This is a genomic window from Ditibartonella choladocola (assembly GCF_002007565.1).
Classification (GTDB): Bacteria; Pseudomonadota; Alphaproteobacteria; order Rhizobiales; family Rhizobiaceae; genus Bartonella; species Bartonella choladocola.
The window spans coordinates 908,651-926,794 of record NZ_CP015625.1; the positions used below are offsets into that span (position 1 = coordinate 908,651).

Here is an 18,144-nt window from a genome sequence, read left to right on the forward strand (position 1 = left end):
GTGCGGTGCGCGGTGAATTTTACGGGTTAAAAAAATGGTCTTAGATAAGATGATTATTTTTGCGAGTTCCTGAAGCCGCGCCTTCCGGATAAGGTATTAGTTTAAAAAACCAGTCATTCAAAACGATAAAACCACAGGGAACAACGAGCAGGCACGCTCTAATGTTTAGTACTATCCGTCCACAGAAGATTTAGTTTTACCCGTCCATAGAAGGATAAGAGCAATAATAACAGGTAGCATAAAATAAGCGGGCAATGTTGCGGGATAAGCCCCGTATGAAACAAGAACGCCACCAATCATCGACCCTATCGACCCTCCGAGATATACGGATGACTGGTTTAAACCGACAGCCAGATTACCATCGCCTTTATCTTCCCTAAGTTTTATGAGTTCATTGTTCTGGGGCACTTGCAACGCCCAGCCAACCGCACCCCATATGACGAGGGGTAAAGCTATCAACGGCAGATAGATATGTGACAGCAAAACCAATCCCAGAAATGACAGCAAAAGCAATCCGAGAATAATGAACAGGATTTTCTTCAGATCATAGTCATCGACAAAATATCCGATCAGAATGCTTCCGCACACGCCCCCTAAGCCCCAGTACCATAAATAAACCGTGACATAGGCCTCTTTATTTATGGCGCTCACAAATGGTGACAGAAATGTATACATTCCCAAGCTTGATATTGCTGCAAAAAGAGAGATCAGTAAAACTCTCACGACAGGCCATTCGGATAAAAGAGCAAAACGGGATTTTTCGGATTTTATCATTGTTGATGGCAAGGCGGGTAAACATAAAGATAAACCGATGAGAGCGATACCACCAAGAATGCTCACGATTATCATAGCGCTTCGCCAACCGAAATGATCGGCTATAACGAGTGAAACGGGTACACCTATGACAGTACCAATTGCCATGCCCGCCATTATTGTTGAAATGGATTTGCCCTTGTTTTCGTTAGTGCTCAATCGGGTTGATGCTGTTATTCCGCAAGCAAGAAACGCACCTGCAGCAACTCCCGCTATAGCGCGAAGAATGATTAAAGAATAAAATTCCGGAACAATCACACATGCGGCATTGGCAATAACAAACACCCCAAGATAAACGCAGACGTTGTTTTTAAGATCATGATGTCCTGTCATTCCCACCAGAACGGGAGATAAAAGACCATAGGGTAACGTAAAAGCAGTTACCAACTGTGCGGACAAACCGATCGAGACATCAAAATCGTGACTAATCAGAGGGATCAAACCGGCTGTCATATATGATGAAAGCCCCAGGGCCAAAGCCGATAAGGATAAACAGACGAGTGATATTCTAATAGATGACATGTCGCAACGCTCTTTCTCATTCCGGTATTTTTTAGCTTTTAGCGTTGGCCGTTATAAAAATAATGAGAGCGGAACGTTTAAGACTTGAAATAGCGAATGGTAATCTAATTTTTGCAGGAAAATATCGCGGTATCAGAGCTTTCTTGCATGAAAGACTTCGCCCATATGTTCCGGAGCTATGATATGATGACCGGAATATCGACATGTAAAATCAAATATATTTTACCTTCCGTTTTTTCTCAACTTTAAACAGAAAATTATAAACTACCAGATCACCCATACTGTCAGACGGGGTGTTTATCGGACGTGTTGATATGGTTAGAAAAAAATATTATAAAAATTTAACAATATTTATAATATAAAAATAGCAATAATAATAATTTTGTAAAAAATATATAAATATTAAAATTGAAATATATTAAAATAATTGATTTATTTAATTATGATAACATGATAAATATAAAATTTATTAACCGTATAATTTTTTATGTTACAAAATTATCTATAAAATATATTTTTTATTTATTATTATAGGGGTAAATTGTTAAATTTTCTAAAGTCGAATGATACGCAGTTTTTAAATTCATAAAACCGGAAGGCTTGGAAAATAGATGGATTCATTTTCTAACAAATATAAAAAAAATATCAGTTAAATTTTTGTCAATGCAAAAAAGGAGAAATCCATTCTTTGCCGCTTGCCTGCCGAGCGTTTAGGATTTTTGCTGGAAAACATTTCATTTGATGTTTGTGAAGAATGGATTTTTATAATGGCAGATAACCAGAAAAAGCTCGGCTTCTTTTCGCGCCTGCTTGATGCAGTACCAGCGGGAGAGCGTTACAAGTTGGCTGAAGAACAAATAATTTTTGCGGAAAAATTGGGTTTTGAAACCGCATGGGTTGCTCAGCATCATTTTCATCCGCAAGAGGGTGGGCTTCCTTCACCTTTGGTTTTTCTTTCAAATATCGCTGCAAAAACCAAAAGGATAAAGTTGGGGACGGGTGTTATCACATTACCTATGGAAAATCCGGTACGTGTTGCAGAAGATGCAGCGGTTATCGATCTCTTATCCAATGGCCGTCTGGAATTGGGATTTGGTACCGGCGGAACACGCGAGTCATTTGAAGTGTTTGGCGTCAATCCGGATAAACGTGGTGAAGTCTATGGCCACCATCTAAAAGTATTGCGACAGGCTTTTGCCGGTGATGACCTGTTAAAAGGCAACCGTCTTTATCCAAGTGCGCCGCATTTGTTACGTCGTTTCTGGATGGCAACGTTTTCTCCGTTCGGCGGTAAGCTTGCAGGCGAAACAGGTGACGGGCTGATGTTATCGCGTACCCAGCCACGTCCGGCGGATAACCCTGATGCCACGCTTGATGAAATACAAAATCCGATTATTGATGCCTATCTTGCAGCACTGCCCGCAGGTGTCAAACCCCGTATTATGGCTTCTCGAAGCCTATTTGTCTCTCGTGATCGTAACTACGCCCTCAAATTGGCGGAACAAGGATTGAAAAAGGCAGCAGAGCGGTTGGGCAAAGCTATATCGAATGTTAAAGGGAACTCGCTTGAAGATCTTATTGTCGCGTTCGATCAACATGTCGGAACGCCGGAAGATGTTATTGAATCACTGAAAAAAGATACCTCGCTTAACCGTGCAACAGATGTTGTCTTTCAGGTTCACTCTGTTGATCCGCCGCACGAAGACATATTGAAATCGTTGGAACTGACGGCAAAAGAAGTCGCTCCTGCATTGGGGTTGACGCTTGCGACACATTGAAAGCGGATATGTCTGGAAAAGTTTGGCCATAAGGAAAAAGCAAATGTCCCGGTATGATGTAATTGATGAACTTGTTGGCGTGCCATTGGAGCTACGCAAGCGTCGGCCAATTACCAAAGAACAGGCACAAAAGAGTTTTGACGCGCTGTTTTCAAACGTCAAAGATGGCGACTTTTCTTTGAAAGATCGCTTTGCAATTGCAACTTTTGTTTCACGATTGCATAATTTTGACAGTGCCATCAAATTTTATGAAGACGAATTGAAAAAATTCCAACCGGATTGGGCAAAAGTCATTCTGGAGGCAGCAAATTCTGCAAAAAGCACAGGGCCGTTCGGCGACTATCCCGATGGCCCGCTCGTAAAAGAGAATACAACCGGAAAAACCTGGCATGCTGAGGCAGAGGTAAAGAATTCTTTAGGAGAAAAGTTGGCAGCCGCATTGACCCATAGTCATCTTCTGGTTTTTCACCCGCGCGATTGTGAAGCAAGCCATCTTGAAGCATTGAAAAAAGCCGGTTGGAGCAATGATGAAATCGTCACTCTTTCGCAACTGGTTGCTTTTTTGAGCTTCCAGTTAAGACTTGCTCTGGGGCTAAAAACACTGGCAGCGAAAAAAGAAGCAAATTAACGGCAAATTTCAAGCTTCGTTGAAAAGCTGCATAATAATCTCACTTTTATAATCGGGAATCGAGCAAGAATGAACACAAAGCCAAGTAATTCGACCAAAGAAATCAAAAGACCCAATGTCTTTACGCGCGACAACCTTGATTGGATTGCGTGGATCGAACCGGTTGCAGAAGAGAGTTTGAGCGAGCGTCAACGTGACTCTTTGGTGGAACCGGCTCGCGCAAAATCCGATTATTTCCGTTTGCTGGCGCGCGATCCCGACATATTGGAAGCGCGCACACGGACAGATAAGGATATTTTTTATAATACTGTCGATGGCTTGCCCCGTGCCGAGCGTGAGCTTGCAGCCGCTGCGACATCGCGCTTCAATGGCTGTATTTATTGTGCTTCCGTTCATGCCCGACATGCGGCTGTTTATTCAAAAAAACCGGCGGATGTTGATGAACTCCTTGATAAGGGCATCTCCGCCGATTTGGGTGAGCGCTGGAACGCCATTGTTAAGGCTGCGACCACTCTCAGCCAAACACCGCCGGTCTTTGGAAAAACAGAAATCGACGCGCTTCGCGCCGCAGGTCTTGATGATGATGAAATTTTCGATGTTATCCACGCTGTCAGCTTTTTTAATTGGGCCAACCGGTTGATGCTATCACTGGGCGAACCGGAACTTCAGCAAAAATAAAAACGTCTGAAGTTCATGCTTCGATCATAAACAAGCCGATTGAGGGAGAACAAAAGGCACACCCTCGGCAGGTATTTTGCCGACGGTGAGCTTGCAATGATAGATTTCACGCAGCATTGGCGTGGTCAAGACTGCTGCCGGCGAACCTTCCTTGACAATATGTCCATGGTTCATGACAATGATTTTGTCGCTATAATGGGCGGCCAAATTGAGATCATGCAAAATAGCAATAACGCCGCCACCGGCTTTTGAAAAATCGCGTGCAATATCCATAACCGCGAGTTGATGATAAATATCCAGACTTGCAACCGGTTCATCCAGAAATAACCAGCGTGGAATGCCATTGAAAACCGGTTCCCAAATCTGGCACATCACGCGGGCAAGTTGTACGCGGGCCTGTTCGCCGCCCGATAATTCATGATAAAAGCGTCCCTCATAACCCGCCAAATCTACCTTCTCTAAAGCCATTTCAGGCAGTTGTTTTTTAATAAATTCGGGGTGGAGACTGTTTAAAAGACCGAGCGCTACGACTTCCCTGACGAGGAAAGGAAAACTCACATCGGTTGATTGTTGAAGTACCGCTCTTACCAATGCCATTTCAGACGGTTTTTTTCGGGCTATGTCGTCGCCGTTAATTGTTATTTTTCCGCTATAGGAAAGTTCACCGCTTAAAGCTTTAACAAGTGTTGTCTTTCCCGAACCGTTGGTTCCGATAATCGTGGTTAGATGTCCGGCTTGTGCCTTGAAATTCAGGCTGTGCAATATATGGCTTTTTCCGAGGGTGAGTTCGAGATTTTCGGTTTCGATCATTGGTTGAAGTTTCCACGTTGTTTAAGCAAAACCCACAGGAAAAACGGGCCGCCGATCAGCGAGGTGATGATGCCGATAGGAAGTTCGGCCGGTGCCACAATGATGCGCGAAACAGTATCGGTTAGAATGAGCATGGAAGCACCGAGAAGAGCTGAACAAGGTATGAGAAAACGATGATCGGGGCCGATTGTGAGGCGTAAGATATGAGGCACAATAATTCCGATGAAACCGATATTGCCGCTTACAGACACAGCACCACCACACATAAAAGCGACAAGAAAAATCGTTAAATATTTCAAGCGTTGAACCTCGAACCCCAGATGTCCGGCAACAGCTTCGTCAAGCGATAGCGCGTTCATTCCGCGTGAAAGAAATGGTGCAATAAGAAGACCGGTTAGAATGAAGGGGCAGGCGATTGCAACACGTGACCATGTGGCACCTGCGAGTGAACCAAGGTTCCAGAAGGTTATATCCCGCAATTGATTATCATTGGCAATGAAGATGAGAAATCCCGTTAGAGCCGCACATAAGGCACTCAATGCAATTCCGGCAAGCAACATCGTAGCAACGGATGTCCGGTTATTTCTGGTTGCGATAAAATACAAAATAATGGTTGTCATCAAGCCGCCAAAAAAGGCACCGGTGACAATCGTGAAACTTCCAAGGACGTTTATGAAAAACGGGGGCAACAGGCTTGAACCAACAATGATGATAACGGCTCCCAATGCGGAGCCGGACGATACCCCCATAATTCCGGGATCAGCGAGAGGGTTACGGAATAAACCTTGCATAAGCACGCCGGAGATAGCGAGTGCAGAACCAACCAATGCGGCAAGAATAACGCGTGGTGGACGGATGTTGACGAGCACAAGATAATCACGCGATCTGGAGCTTTCTAAAAAGCCATTTTGTATAACCGATTTAAAAAAGTCGGAAATTGAAACTTTGTAGGCGCCGAGAACGAGGCCGCAATATAGGGACGTGAAAAACAATGCGACGAGTAAAATTACGGCTATTTTTCCCCGAATGCTGCGATCGCCTTTGACCGGACGATATGAAAACAATGTCGCTACCATGTTGTTTTGCTCATGCGTGCCTGTTCAGATAAAAAGTGCTCGAAAAACCTCGAAAAATAGCGAAACAGGTTTTAAGGAAACAGATGTTGAGCCAACCAATCCCTCCGGTACGATTTGAGCGGCCCAATCGCCTTTCGGCTTTACAATCCGGCATAATTTCGTCACTCGCTTTTATAGAGAGTTTGAATGACTTCACGTATGGCAAGAGGCGTTCTTGGACCAAAGCCTAATAGATAAAGTCCGTCCATTTGTTTTATTGCTTTGTTTTTGAAAGCAGGTGTCGTCTCGATTGCCGGTATTTTATATATATCGTCGACTGTTGTGCTCGTAGCGGAATGAGCCATCAATAAAATCAGATCCGGACGGGCTTCAATAATGGCTTCATCGGTAAGAAGCTTATAACCGTTAAAGCCGTCAATGGCATTTGTTGCGCCCGCCAGTTTGATAATACCATCAGCGGCGGTATTCTTTCCTGCCGCCATGAGACGACCATTTTGTATTGTCAAAACGAAAAGGATGCGTTTTGTGTGGGGTAAATCTTTTAATAGCGCATCGTTTTTTGCAAATTCTTCATCAACGGTTGCTATCAACTGTTGTGCTTTTTGTCCTTCATGCAAAGCATGACCGATTTTCAAAATCTTGTCGTTAATTCCTTCCCTTGTAAAATGTTCAGCGACTTCAAGCATCGGCACGCCGGCATTTTCCAAAATTTCGATTGTCGAAGCGGGGCCACTCTGTTGATCCAGCAAAATGGCTTCAGGGCGAAGAGACAAAATGCCTTCAGGCGATAAATTCCGCATGTAACCGACATCAGGCAGTTTTTGTGCTTCCGCCGGATAGGTGCTTGTTGTGTCGCGGGCGATCAACCGGTCACCGGCACCTAATGCATAAACAATTTCTGTCAATGTTCCGCCGATTGATATGATCTTTGCATTTTCAGGAAATTCATCGACCGGATTGGCTATCGCGATCACCGGAAAAAGCACAATGACAAGTGTTGATACAAACCAAAGAATTATGCCGCGCAGATTAGGCCGAAAAATATCCGGCCAAATAGAACGCGCATAATCGTTATCAGCGAAAACATATTTCATCGTTATCAATTTCCGTGAGTGTTATGCGACGGCCATTTCCGGCGCAGGAGGAAGCTCGCTTAACAAACTGCGCCAATCTTCACGCTCCTGTTCGCCTGCACTCCGTTTTCCGAAAAATTGAATAATCATTTCGCCATTCTGGTCGAAAACTTCCAAAGAACTGACATAACCGTCGCTGGTCGGTTTGCGTACATTCCAGATGCGTGAAATTCCCGATGTGAGCAGGTGAAGGTGAAATTTTTCATCCAGAATATTGAACCAGCCGTCAACTTTTTTGAGTTTTTCAACTTTTCCGGTAAAAATCTGGATGCATCCCTTATTACCCACAAAACACATGATAGGAACTTCCCGTTCGGCAGCACTTTGTAGAAGAATTTCGACTGAATCGGCACGTACTTCATTGGCAAATTCGCTACCAACAAGTTTGACTGCGTCGTGTCGGCCAATTTTTAGTTCTTTCAATATGTCATGAAGCTGGTGAACGTCGGTCATTTGCCGCCAGCGGTTGCGAAATTCTTCAATATCCGCATTGTGTGTCGACGAGTTATCATAGGGTGTCGCTCGTAAAACCTGCAATTGTTCCTTCGGCGCATCAACCTTTAAAAGGCCAACAAGTTTGTTCCATTCGTCAAGATTGGTTGTTGGTTCGGGATAGAGTTTGAAGACAGCCTCGCCATAAGCATCGAAAAACTGGAGGCTATCTACAATCCTGTCATGGACAGGCATGGTGCGCACGAACGCGAATTTCCAATTGTTTTGGAAAATGCGAAGGTCAATTTGGCCAAGCGTCATAGAAACGTCGCTTCCGGGGAAAACATTCTGGAAATGGCCTTTTTTTTCACTCACCGCATATTCATTGCGGGTAAGAGCCATTATTTCGCCAAGCTTATGAGCATTTTTTAGCAATAATGGAACGTCGACTTTGAGCCGTTGCGCTTTACCGGTCGAGATGAAAGCTTCAACCAGTTCAGCTTCCGAAATACCTATAGATTTTACAAATTCCCTATCCCGTAAATTCTTATTTTGCTCACGCAGTGAGAGGATAGTTCCGCTCTCCAGTGTCATGGGGGTTCGCCTTTCTATTTATTCAGAATAAGTTTTCCAAAACGGGTGATTTTCAGCCGATAAACGGCTCCTTCGTGATGGATCAACACTTCTTTGTTCGCGCCGAATAACGCTTTGCTTTCGATCATCGTTGAAGGTTGGTTCATCGGATCTCCCGATTGCAATTCAAGGTGTTCCTGCATCAGTTTGTACCTAACTTTTATAAACATGATAATTTTTATCATGTTTTACAAAATGGCAATACACTTTTTCGTATGGCCGGAAGTTGTTTCGTATGGCCGGAAGTTGGAATGTTCATTTTGTGTTCAAGTCACAGCTCTTGCAGCTATTTTCAGAAGCCGGATTGTTGAAGCCGGCTACCTCGCGATCGGGTTCGGTACGACCCGGCCCGCACCCGATCGCTGATTGCATCAGAATTTTTGTGTGAAAGATATTTTGAATGTGCGTCCGGGCTGACTGTAATAATCTTTCGGCGATGCCGGAGCCGAAGGAAGGTCGACTGCATTCCAATAACGCTTGTCAAAAAGATTATAGATGCCTGCTTGTAATCTGGGGCCTTTTTTGCCGAGAGGTTCCCACCAGCCGGTAAGATCAACAAGTGTATAGCCCGGAGTTTTTGCAAAATCGGAGTTTTCTTCAACTTTGTTGCGCTTTGCAGCAGCCGTCAACGAAACATCCGAACCCCATTGTTCACGGGCATATCCGACACCGATGATCCCTTTCAGCGCTGGTATGGAATTGAGATGTTCATCATTGTCGGTGTCTTTTCCTTCGGCATAGGCGAGAGCCGCATTGGTATGCCAACCGTTTGAAAAAACAATATGTCCTTTGGCCTCGATGCCGGAGATGCGAACGTGAGCACGATTGATATAATTCAAACGTTGAAGCATGAATTCGCGGTTCGCACCCAAATCGATTTCATCAATGAAATTGCGGTAATAATTCGAGAAAAGGCTGACAGATCCTCCAAGATCATCATTGCCGAGCCTTGCCCCTATATCATAACCGTTACTGGTTTCGGGTTTTAGGTCGGGATTGCCGCGTGTGTAATAAAAACCCGGATTGGTATAGTTCAGATAAAGCTCGGTAACGCTGGGAGCGCGAAATGCCTGTGCCCATTGTGCGTAAAGCGTGACATCGTTTCGTGTATCCCATTCTGCTCTAAGTTTTGGCGACAAGTGTGAATGGCTGTTATTCGGCGGGTAGCCCTCGAAACCTGCACCATGTTCATAAGCATAAGTGTCTTGCGGACGATGATCGTACCAATCGTAACGTAATCCGGGCGTCAATCTTAAACGGTTAGAGAGAAAGCCGATTTCATCTTCAGCAGACAAACCGAAAATGGTGCTGTCAGTATTCGGAGAATCCGATTGGTTGATGTGCATGAATTTGCATGCCATGAAAGGCCCTTTAAACGGCGGGGGAGGGCAGTTATCCGCTCCGGCAGCATATTGTTGGAATTTTGAAGATGATGCTTCGGTTGCCAACCGCAATGTGTGCGTTGTTGCCCCTGCTTCAAGTTTTTTCAGTCCGGCAATATTGATACCATAGTCTGTGTCGCGGATAAGGTTGTCCCGCATATAATAACCTTTTGGAATGGATATGCGGTCGGATTCCGATTTTTCATCAGTGCGTTGCCGTTGCCAATAAACAATTCCGTGGGCTTCATCAAGAAATCCGCCTCCATTATAGTCATAAGACAGTGAGAGACGCTCACGGCGTTTTTCATCATCTTCTGTTCCCGAACCGGGGCGGTAGGTGGATGTCGACAAATTGTAGGTATCAATGTCTTTGGAAAGATTGAAACGCTCGGCAGTGAAGCCGACCCGTTGGCTGCCATCGATATGTTGATATATTTTAAAAAGCAAATTATCCTGATCAAATGTTGTCGGGTTCATATCGACACGGTTTGCACCATATCCTCCACCGCTTCCGTTGTTTTCACGCTGTTTCCCGCGTGTATAGCCACCCTGGAACAAAGCGTAGGTCTGTTGTGCGCGCATTGCAAATGCTTCGTTTATGCGCCAACTGCGATCGGTTGAATCATAGCTGCCTTTGGTCAGGCTTGCCCAATTCTTGTCAGTTGTCAGAAGGTCTTCGGGATCAAGTGTGCGTAGTGCAACGACACCGCCCAATGCTCCCGAACCATAAAGGCTTGAATCGGCTCCATGAATAATATCCAACGTTGAAAGCGATGAAAAATCGAAAAGCGATATGCCATTTTTGACTTGTCGTGATCCGTCATAAAGCCAAGGAAGACGAATACCGTCGATCGTTGTCAGTACACGGTTCTGGTCTAGCCCCCTGATGTTGAAACTGTCGCTTGCAGAATTATAGTTGATAGCAGCATCAAGCCGATCAATATCATGAACATCGTCAACCTGTTTGTCGGCTATGTCTTTGGCAGTCTTACGCTCGGTTAAAATAGTCGCATTGTTGAGCTTCATTAATTCGGATTTTGATTTAACAATGACGGGATTGAGCTGCGTGCCGTTATTTTCCGCGTCCTGTGCAAAAACAGACATAGGACTTGCGATTGTCAGGGAAATTGCGGTTGTCAGTCCGCCTAATGCAGCACATGTTTTCAGTCTCGTCCCGATCTTAAGCAGCATTCTCTCGTCCCTCGCTTTTAAGAATAATATGCATTTGGAAGAAGCGCCTGGCTTGCTGGATTTTTAACCGGCTGGCTGAGCATAATTTTCAACGCCCCGAACGTTGATCGGTCGCTTATACAAAACATGATAAAAATATTCAAGAAAAAACATTTCATAAAACGGACTGACACGGGACAGTTCTTTTTATCTGTTTTTTTAAATGGACTGGAATACGCAGCCTCGACCATAAACGGGATGCAACTTACAAAAAGGTTTTTTGAACGGGTGACGTTTTATGGTCGTGAGTGATTAAAGCCGAAAAGGATAAAAAGCCGTTGTATGCGCAAACCGGTTTGATTAAAACAACTGCTATCGCACACGTCATAGGAAATGTTGATGTTCATTCGTAAATTTTTCTGGCCCTCACTTACAGTGATTGTTTTTATAATCGTTATGGGGCTGTGGTTCGGAATAGGGGGGCAGGAAAGACGTCTTTCCAATGAACTTCAAGAGCTTGGCGCGCAAACAAAATGGCTTTCTTACGATGTTGACGGATTTGATGTAACTTTACACGGTTATGCACCTGATAAAGATGCACGCGATAGCATTCTTGCAAAGGTAAAAGCATTCAGGAATATAGGGAACGTCGATTCAGACATCATTCTTCTGTCCGATCAGACAAATAATTATCTCATGTTTATCGTAGACGATGACGGTATCACCGTTAGAGGTACGATTCCGGTAGGTATGGCAAGGTTCACAGTGATAAACCTCATATCAGCACAAAAACCGGGTCTGATGGTCTATGACGAGTTGGATACGGGTGCCATTATGCCTGAAAAATTCAAACAGGCTTTTTCTTTTTTTCTGAATGTTTTGCCGATTATGAAAAACGGAGTTATCGCTGTTAAGGACGACCAACTAACATTTGACAGGGTAACTCTTTACAGGCTCAAAAACTCCCGGAATAGAGATGAAAGCATAGCAATTCCGACAGATTTTACGATTGACGAGACATGCGTCTGGGACAAGCCGAATGGCGGCTATTGGCAAAATCCGTGCTTGAACTAGGCAACTATTCTTTTTGAGCATGACATATTACATCCGAAGATTATTGCTTATATGAGAATTATATTTGGAAATGAGTTTCCACTCATTATCAAGAACTCGTTCAAGCGGGTTTTTATTATTTTTTGCGCCGACAAAATAACGGAATTTCTTTCTTGGAAACGTAAATAGGTTTAATTAAACTCATTCCGAGAATAGATGAATAAACTTTGATGATTCGACAATATTAGTAGTGGTATATAACTTAAGAAAAACTCAAAGTGAAGTTATCTTATGAATATAAATGAGTATTGCATTATTAATATAATTTGTTTACCTATGGATAACCAATTTTAAATGTGATAGATATAAAGTATTGATTCGATGTTTAAATCGAATTGAGTATAAGTAAAGTCAGTTCTAAACATTTAGTTAGAGTCACGGTAAAAATAAGACAGGTATCGGTGGGGCCGTTAGCGTGAAAAATAGCGTCATACACTTTCAAACATTCAAAATGTGAAGACAAGCCGGTTCGGCAGGTCATCGCGATGTTCACAAACCTTATTATTAGTGCCGCACGTTACAAAAAAATAGCAGGCGTCATAGAAAAAATATCATATGACAAAAAAATAAAAATTAACCGGAAGTATTGGGTGGTATGCGCTTCATCAAAAAAACTGTTAAAAAATAAAAAATCCGTTTGTTGGTGTTTAAGTAAATAAGTATATAAAATATAATTGGATAAATAATTGATTATTATCAATTATGAACAGAAAAGGAATCTAAATATGCATCATATAATTGAAAAAATATTTAAAAAGGATGTTATCAATATTAAAAATATTATAAGCGTAAAATAAAATATAAAAACAATGAAGATTGTAAATATTATAATATTTGTAATTATTTATTAAATTATTAATAATTCAAAAAAATTAATATAAAAAATAGCGGAGTATATTGTAAATATGAAAATTAAAAAATTATCGATGAAAAATATTCATAAAAAACATTATTTTTGTAAAAAATAATAAAATAAAGCGATTTAAAAAACATTTTTATAATAGAAAATAAGTATAAAAATATAGTTAATTATTATAAAAATATCATATGATTCTATTGTATATGCGTTGATAAAGAATCGATCGAAAAAATTTAAGTATTACGATAACAAAAAATCGAAGCGATGAGAAAAGTATAATTATCAGGATAGATCATGAATATGTGGGGTGGTTTTTTAAGTCGTTTTACAAACAAAACGATTTCGTGGCTTACGATATTTTTTTATGTTTGTTCGACGTTTCTTCTTTCGATCGCACAGGCGGATGCAGCACAGAGAAGCCTTGATCGTCAGTATGAGGGGGCTTATGATAGCAACTCTTATCACGGTGCGGGTTATAAGGGTGGCGATTATCAATCCCAAGGGTTGAATCCTGATAGTTATGGTAGTTCCTCGTTAAATGATACCTATTCGACGCCGGTGATGACACGCGCCTATGTGTTGGTGTCCGGCGATACGCTTGATAGCGTTGCCAAACGTTATAATTTGAGTGTTGAGGGGTTGCGTCGTCTCAATTTGGATCGGTTTTTCAAGAACGGTTTTGACAAAGTAACGGTGGGGGATACGGTTTATGTTCCGCTGTCACCGGTTTCTGATGACATGGCGCATTATCTCGAAACGGGATCCTCGCAGGATAGTGCAATCAGTTCGCTGGCAACAAGGGCAGGGCAATTTCTTTCCAATGGAAGCCATAGCAGCGAACTGGAAAATATGGCCAAAGGATATTTTTCGGGTAAGGCCAATGGCGAGATCAATCGCTGGTTCAACCAGTTCGGCACGTCCCGCATCCAGTTGAATGTTGATGATGGCTTTTCATTAAAAAATTCGCAATTCGAGATGTTGTTGCCGGTTTATGACAAAGGCAACAGTCTTGGCTTTACACAAACCTCCATTCATCGCACGGATGATCGCACCCAGAGCAATCTGGGTTTTGGCTATCGTTATTTCACACAGGATTATATGTTGGGCGGCAATGCGTTTTGGGATTATGACATTTCCCGTTCGCATTCGCGTATGGGAATTGGTGTCGAATATTGGCGCGATTACCTCAAATTGGGCATGAATGCCTATTATCGTCTATCGGATTGGCGAACCTCTCCCGATGTGGATGATTATTATGAACGTCCGGCCAATGGCTGGGATATTCGTGCGGAAGGTTATCTGCCATCCTATCCGAAGCTTGGAATGAAGCTGAACTTCGAGCAATATTATGGCAACGAGGTCGGGCTTTTTGGAAAGAGCGAACGGCAGAAGAACCCTTATGCGGTTACGTTCGGAGCCAATTATACACCGGTACCGCTTGTGACATTCAATGTAGACCACCGGCAAGGTGCGAATAGCAAGGATGATACACGTTTAGGCTTTCAGGTCAATTATCGTTTTGGTGTTCCGCTGTCGAAGCAGCTTGATCCTGATGCGGTCGGGGATATGCGCACACTTGCGGGAAGCAGATATGATCTGGTTGACCGTAATAACAACATTGTTCTTGAATATAAGAAGCAGGAAGTCATCAAGCTTAATATGGTTGGCGGCATTACCGGCTTTTATAACGAGACTTATTCGCTTGGCATATCGGTGCAGTCGAAATATGACGTTGCCAATGTTACGGTCATTGCAGCAAGTCTGATCGCAGCAGGCGGCAAGATTGTTCAGGGAAGTAGTGCAAGCGATTATTCGGTCGTTCTTCCACCCTATCAGCAGGGTGGTAATAATAACTATGTCATCAATGCCGTTGCAACGGATGTCAAAGGTAACACCTCGAAAGAGGCAACGACAACCGTGACAGTCAAGGCTCCGGGATTTGACAGCACCAACAGTACATTCGAAGCCGATCCACCCTCGATCGTCGCAGACAATACCGCGTACTCGACATTGACCTTTACGGCCAAGGACAAGTATGGCAACGTTATCGGTGGGCTCACCTCGAACTTGAAATTTGTTATGAAAAGCGGTCCTGATAGCAAGGGCATAACGATTGACAAGATAGAAGAGAACAAAACAGGTATCTATACAGCAAAGCTCAAAGGCACGATTGCCGGCGATTATACGATTGTACCGGAATATAATAACGAGCCCGTGGGTTCTCTTTCAGCCACTGTGACATTGACAGCCGGTGCTCCTGTTGAAAAAGGTGTCGAGCTTTCAACATTCGAAGCCAAACCAACCTCGATCATCGCAGACAATGAGGATGCCTCGACATTGACCTTTACGGCCAAGGACAAGTATGGCAACCAGATCGGCGGGCTCACCTCGAACTTGAAATTTGTTAAGGTCAACGGTAAAGACGGTGGCATAACGATTGACGATGTAGTAGAGACCGGAACACCCGGTGTCTATACAGCAACACTCAAAGGCACGATTGCCGGCGATTATAAGATTGTACCGGTATATAATAACGAGCCCGTGGGTTCTCTTTCAGCCACTGTGACATTGAGAGCCGGTTCTAAGCTTGATGAAAAGCTTTCAACATTCGAAGCCAAACCAACCTCGATCATCGCAGACAATGAGGATGCCTCGACATTGACCTTTACGGCCAAGGACAAGTATGGCAACCAGATCGGCGGGCTCACCTCGAACTTGAAATTTGTTAAGGTCAACGGTAAAGACGGTGGCATAACGATTGACGATGTAGTAGAGACCGGAACACCCGGTGTCTATACAGCAACACTGAAAGGCACGATTGCCGGCGATTATAAGATTGTACCGGTATATAATAACGAGCCCGTGGGTTCTCTTTCAGCCACTGTGACATTGAGAGCCGGTTCTAAGCTTGATGAAAAGCTTTCAACATTCGAAGCCAAACCAACCTCGATCATCGCAGACAATGAGGATGCCTCGACATTGACCTTTACGGCCAAGGACAAGTATGGCAACCAGATCGGCGGGCTCACCTCGAACTTGAAATTTGTTAAGGTCAACGGTAAAGACGGTGGCATAACGATTGACGATGTAGTAGAGACCGGAACACCCGGTGTCTATACAGCAACACTCAAAGGCACGATTGCCGGCGATTATACGATTGTACCGCAATATAACAACGTGGCCGTGGGTTCTCTTTCAGCCACTGTGACATTGAGAGCCAGTTCTAAGCTTGATGAAAAGCTTTCAACATTCGAAGCCAAACCAACCTCGATCATCGCAGACAATGAGGATGCCTCGACATTGACCTTTACGGCCAAGGACAAGTATGGCAACCAGATCGGCGGGCTCACCTCGAACTTGAAATTTGTTAAGGTCAACGGTAAAGACGGTGGCATAACGATTGACGATGTAGTAGAGACCGGAACACCCGGTGTCTATACAGCAACACTCAAAGGCACGATTGCCGGCGATTATAAGATTGTACCGGTATATAATAACGAGCCCGTGGGTTCTCTTTCAGCCACTGTGACATTGAGAGCCGGTTCTAAGCTTGATGAAAAGCTTTCAACATTCGAAGCCAAACCAACCTCGATCATCGCAGACAATGAGGATGCCTCGACATTGACCTTTACGGCCAAGGACAAGTATGGCAACCAGATCGGCGGGCTCACCTCGAACTTGAAATTTGTTAAGGTCAACGGTAAAGACGGTGGCATAACGATTGACGATGTAGTAGAGACCGGAACACCCGGTGTCTATACAGCAACACTCAAAGGCACGATTGCCGGCGATTATACGATTGTACCGCAATATAACAACGTGGCCGTGGGTTCTCTTTCAGCCACTGTGACATTGAGAGCCGGTTCTAAGCTTGATGAAAAGCTTTCAACATTCGAAGCCAAACCAACCTCGATCATCGCAGACAATGAGGATGCCTCGACATTGACCTTTACGGCCAAGGACAAGTATGGCAACCAGATCGGCGGGCTCACCTCGAACTTGAAATTTGTTAAGGTCAACGGTAAAGACGGTGGCATAACGATTGACGATGTAGTAGAGACCGGAACACCCGGTGTCTATACAGCAACACTGAAAGGCACGATTGCCGGCGATTATAAGATTGTACCGGTATATAATAACGAGCCCGTGGGTTCTCTTTCAGCCACTGTGACATTGAGAGCCGGTTCTAAGCTTGATGAAAAGCTTTCAACATTCGAAGCCAAACCAACCTCGATCATCGCAGACAATGAGGATGCCTCGACATTGACCTTTACGGCCAAGGACAAGTATGGCAACCAGATCGGCGGGCTCACCTCGAACTTGAAATTTGTTAAGGTCAACGGTAAAGACGGTGGCATAACGATTGACGATGTAGTAGAGACCGGAACACCCGGTGTCTATACAGCAACACTGAAAGGCACGATTGCCGGCGATTATAAGATTGTACCGGTATATAATAACGAGCCCGTGGTTCTCTTTCAGCCACTGTGACATTGAGAGCCGGTTCTAAGCTTGATGAAAAGCTTTCAACATTCGAAGCCAAACCAACCTCGATCATCGCAGACAATGAGGATGCCTCGACATTGACCTTTACGGCCAAGGACAAGTATGGCAACCAGATCGGCGGGCTCACCTCGAACTTGAAATTTGTTAAGGTCAACGTAAAGACGGTGGCATAACGATTGACGATGTAGTAGAGACCGGAACACCCGGTGTCTATACAGCAACACTGAAAGGCACGATTGCCGGCGATTATAAGATTGTACCGGATAAATAACACGCCGTGGGTTCTCTTTCAGCCACTGTGACATTGAGAGCCGGTTCTAAGCTTGATGAAAAGCTTCAACATTCGAAGCCAACCAACCTCGATCATCGCAGACAATGAGGATGCCTCGACATTGACCTTTACGGCCAAGGACAAGTATGGCAACCAGATCGGCGGGCTCACCTCGAACTTGAATTTGTTAAGGTCAACGGTAAAGACGGTGCATAACGATTGACGATGTAGTAGAGACCGGAACACGGTGGCATAACGATTGACGATGTAGTAGAGACCGGAACACCCGGTGTCTATACAGCAACACTGAAAGGCACGATTGCCGGCGATTATAAGATTG

General features: G+C 43.9%; 14 protein-coding genes. 7 read left to right on the plus strand and 7 right to left on the minus strand.

What is annotated here, in order from left to right; genetic code table 11:
* Positions 1 to 171: 171 nt before the first annotated feature.
* Positions 172 to 1,335, minus strand: coding sequence for an MFS transporter (locus tag BBC0122_RS04060; RefSeq protein WP_077991589.1), 1,164 nt, complete (start codon positions 1,333 to 1,335; stop codon positions 172 to 174).
* 767 nt (positions 1,336 to 2,102) lie between these two features.
* Between BBC0122_RS04060 and BBC0122_RS04065 the strand changes: the two genes are divergently transcribed.
* From BBC0122_RS04065 to BBC0122_RS04075, 3 genes are all read left to right on the plus strand, one after another.
* Positions 2,103 to 3,113, plus strand: coding sequence for a putative FMN-dependent luciferase-like monooxygenase (locus BBC0122_RS04065; RefSeq protein ID WP_077994488.1), 1,011 nt, complete (start codon positions 2,103 to 2,105; stop codon positions 3,111 to 3,113).
* Positions 3,114 to 3,156: 43 nt separating this feature from the next.
* Entirely contained in the window at positions 3,157 to 3,741 is a 585-nt protein-coding gene (locus BBC0122_RS04070) for a CMD domain protein (protein ID WP_077991592.1), read from the plus strand.
* Between the two features lie 69 nt (positions 3,742 to 3,810).
* Positions 3,811 to 4,419, plus strand: a complete 609-nt coding sequence (locus BBC0122_RS04075; protein ID WP_077991594.1) for an alkylhydroperoxidase domain protein — start codon at positions 3,811 to 3,813, stop codon at positions 4,417 to 4,419.
* 24 nt (positions 4,420 to 4,443) lie between these two features.
* On the opposite strand, the gene BBC0122_RS04080 is transcribed toward BBC0122_RS04075, so the two are convergent.
* The 6 genes from BBC0122_RS04080 to BBC0122_RS04110 form a co-directional block, all read right to left on the minus strand.
* Positions 4,444 to 5,229, minus strand: coding sequence for a heme ABC transporter ATP-binding protein (locus BBC0122_RS04080; protein ID WP_077991597.1), 786 nt, complete (start codon positions 5,227 to 5,229; stop codon positions 4,444 to 4,446).
* Positions 5,226 to 6,305: a FecCD family ABC transporter permease gene (locus tag BBC0122_RS04085; protein WP_077991603.1), complete on the minus strand. Its 1,080-nt coding sequence runs from the start codon at positions 6,303 to 6,305 to the stop codon at positions 5,226 to 5,228. Before BBC0122_RS04085 ends, BBC0122_RS04080 begins: the two co-directional genes overlap by 4 nt.
* Positions 6,306 to 6,466: 161 nt before the next feature.
* Positions 6,467 to 7,399 (minus strand): heme/hemin ABC transporter substrate-binding protein, encoded by a 933-nt coding sequence (locus BBC0122_RS04090; protein WP_077991604.1) that lies wholly within the window; start codon positions 7,397 to 7,399, stop codon positions 6,467 to 6,469.
* Positions 7,400 to 7,420: 21 nt separating this feature from the next.
* A complete protein-coding gene (locus BBC0122_RS04095; RefSeq protein ID WP_077991606.1) occupies positions 7,421 to 8,464 on the minus strand; it encodes a hemin-degrading factor in 1,044 nt (347 codons plus the stop codon).
* Positions 8,465 to 8,478: 14 nt separating this feature from the next.
* Positions 8,479 to 8,646, minus strand: a complete 168-nt coding sequence (gene hemP, locus BBC0122_RS04100) for a hemin uptake protein HemP (protein WP_077991609.1) — start codon at positions 8,644 to 8,646, stop codon at positions 8,479 to 8,481.
* 228 nt (positions 8,647 to 8,874) lie between these two features.
* Entirely contained in the window at positions 8,875 to 11,076 is a 2,202-nt protein-coding gene (locus tag BBC0122_RS04110; RefSeq protein WP_077991613.1) for a TonB-dependent hemoglobin/transferrin/lactoferrin family receptor, read from the minus strand.
* Positions 11,077 to 11,454: 378 nt separating this feature from the next.
* Here BBC0122_RS04110 and BBC0122_RS04115 point away from each other — a divergent pair, with 378 nt between their 5' ends.
* The 4 genes from BBC0122_RS04115 to BBC0122_RS04130 all read left to right on the plus strand — a co-directional run bounded on the left by BBC0122_RS04115 (position 11,455) and on the right by BBC0122_RS04130 (position 18,027).
* Positions 11,455 to 12,129: a hypothetical protein gene (locus tag BBC0122_RS04115; RefSeq protein WP_077991615.1), complete on the plus strand. Its 675-nt coding sequence runs from the start codon at positions 11,455 to 11,457 to the stop codon at positions 12,127 to 12,129.
* Positions 12,130 to 13,321: 1,192 nt separating this feature from the next.
* On the plus strand, positions 13,322 to 17,518 hold the full coding sequence (locus BBC0122_RS04120; protein WP_077991616.1) for an invasin domain 3-containing protein: 4,197 nt from the start codon (positions 13,322 to 13,324) through the stop codon (positions 17,516 to 17,518).
* The gene (locus BBC0122_RS04125; protein ID WP_077991618.1) at positions 17,515 to 17,706 is read left to right on the plus strand and encodes an Ig-like domain-containing protein; all 192 of its coding nucleotides are present in this window, start codon (positions 17,515 to 17,517) and stop codon (positions 17,704 to 17,706) included. The genes BBC0122_RS04120 and BBC0122_RS04125 overlap by 4 nt, the downstream gene beginning before the upstream one ends.
* Before the next feature lie 153 nt (positions 17,707 to 17,859).
* Positions 17,860 to 18,027 (plus strand): invasin domain 3-containing protein, encoded by a 168-nt coding sequence (locus tag BBC0122_RS04130; protein ID WP_077991625.1) that lies wholly within the window; start codon positions 17,860 to 17,862, stop codon positions 18,025 to 18,027.
* Positions 18,028 to 18,144: the final 117 nt, after the last annotated feature.

Excerpts from the sequence above, each read along its gene's own strand:
- BBC0122_RS04060 (WP_077991589.1), bottom strand. The coding sequence starts at position 1,335 with ATGTCATCTATTAGAATATCACTCGTCTGTTTATCCTTATCGGCTTTG.
- BBC0122_RS04065 (WP_077994488.1), top strand. The coding sequence starts at position 2,103 with ATGGCAGATAACCAGAAAAAGCTCGGCTTCTTTTCGCGCCTGCTTGAT.
- BBC0122_RS04070 (WP_077991592.1), top strand. The coding sequence starts at position 3,157 with ATGTCCCGGTATGATGTAATTGATGAACTTGTTGGCGTGCCATTGGAG.
- BBC0122_RS04075 (WP_077991594.1), top strand. The coding sequence starts at position 3,811 with ATGAACACAAAGCCAAGTAATTCGACCAAAGAAATCAAAAGACCCAAT.
- BBC0122_RS04080 (WP_077991597.1), bottom strand. The coding sequence starts at position 5,229 with ATGATCGAAACCGAAAATCTCGAACTCACCCTCGGAAAAAGCCATATA.
- BBC0122_RS04085 (WP_077991603.1), bottom strand. The coding sequence starts at position 6,305 with ATGGTAGCGACATTGTTTTCATATCGTCCGGTCAAAGGCGATCGCAGC.
- BBC0122_RS04090 (WP_077991604.1), bottom strand. The coding sequence starts at position 7,399 with ATGAAATATGTTTTCGCTGATAACGATTATGCGCGTTCTATTTGGCCG.
- BBC0122_RS04095 (WP_077991606.1), bottom strand. The coding sequence starts at position 8,464 with ATGACACTGGAGAGCGGAACTATCCTCTCACTGCGTGAGCAAAATAAG.
- hemP (WP_077991609.1), bottom strand. The coding sequence starts at position 8,646 with ATGCAGGAACACCTTGAATTGCAATCGGGAGATCCGATGAACCAACCT.
- BBC0122_RS04110 (WP_077991613.1), bottom strand. The coding sequence starts at position 11,076 with ATGCTGCTTAAGATCGGGACGAGACTGAAAACATGTGCTGCATTAGGC.
- BBC0122_RS04115 (WP_077991615.1), top strand. The coding sequence starts at position 11,455 with ATGTTCATTCGTAAATTTTTCTGGCCCTCACTTACAGTGATTGTTTTT.
- BBC0122_RS04120 (WP_077991616.1), top strand. The coding sequence starts at position 13,322 with ATGAATATGTGGGGTGGTTTTTTAAGTCGTTTTACAAACAAAACGATT.
- BBC0122_RS04130 (WP_077991625.1), top strand. The coding sequence starts at position 17,860 with ATGAAAAGCTTCAACATTCGAAGCCAACCAACCTCGATCATCGCAGAC.